This is a genomic window from Virgibacillus carmonensis, from assembly GCF_057836705.1.
Window position 1 is genome coordinate 1 of the sequence record NZ_JBYQFJ010000254.1, and the last position, 606, is coordinate 606.

Genomic DNA, 606 nt, shown 5'->3' on the forward strand with positions numbered 1-606 from the left:
CGATCTGCAATTTTCAATACCAATCGGACTGGATATGATTAATGATGTGATCATGAAGCCATACGCAATTAAGACTGACGTTACGCTTAATCAATTGCCAATCATGAACAACGATGCATTTCTGTTACTGATTGACCGAAACGGCAAATGGCGAGTGAATACAACCTTGCGCGGGTTTACCAAAGAACTTGGAGCTATCGCAAGTACCTATTCCACAACGGGGGATATTGTCTTTATTGGTAAAAATAAACAGGATATTTTACTCGCATCAGCAAGGCTGCATGAGCTTGGCGGGGGAATCGTTGTTGCCCATGACGGCGAAATCATCTTTGAACTTCCCCTTCCGTTATCCGGTATTATGTTTGATGGCAAAATGGATGATTTAATTGCTAAGGAAAAAGAGCTGAAACTAATTTTAAAAGAGCATGGATATCCATACAGTGATCCAGTCTATTCCATATTATTTTTATCAGCTACTCATTTGCCGTTTATTCGCGTTACCCAGCGCGGAATTGTTGACGTAAAGAAAAGAGAAGTACTCTTCCCAGCAATCATGCGGTAGCATTAAGGAAAGGCGGTGGCGCTGTTCACCTAGACAGACTGGCG

Annotated in this window: 1 protein-coding gene; it reads left to right on the forward strand. The window is 42.1% G+C overall.

Translation table 11 applies throughout. The features are described from left to right. The coding region (locus AC3G7N_RS21705) for an adenine deaminase C-terminal domain-containing protein (RefSeq protein ID WP_489424202.1) at positions 1–562 on the forward strand (562 nt) is incomplete at its 5' end. Between the last annotated feature and the right edge of the window lie 44 nt (positions 563–606).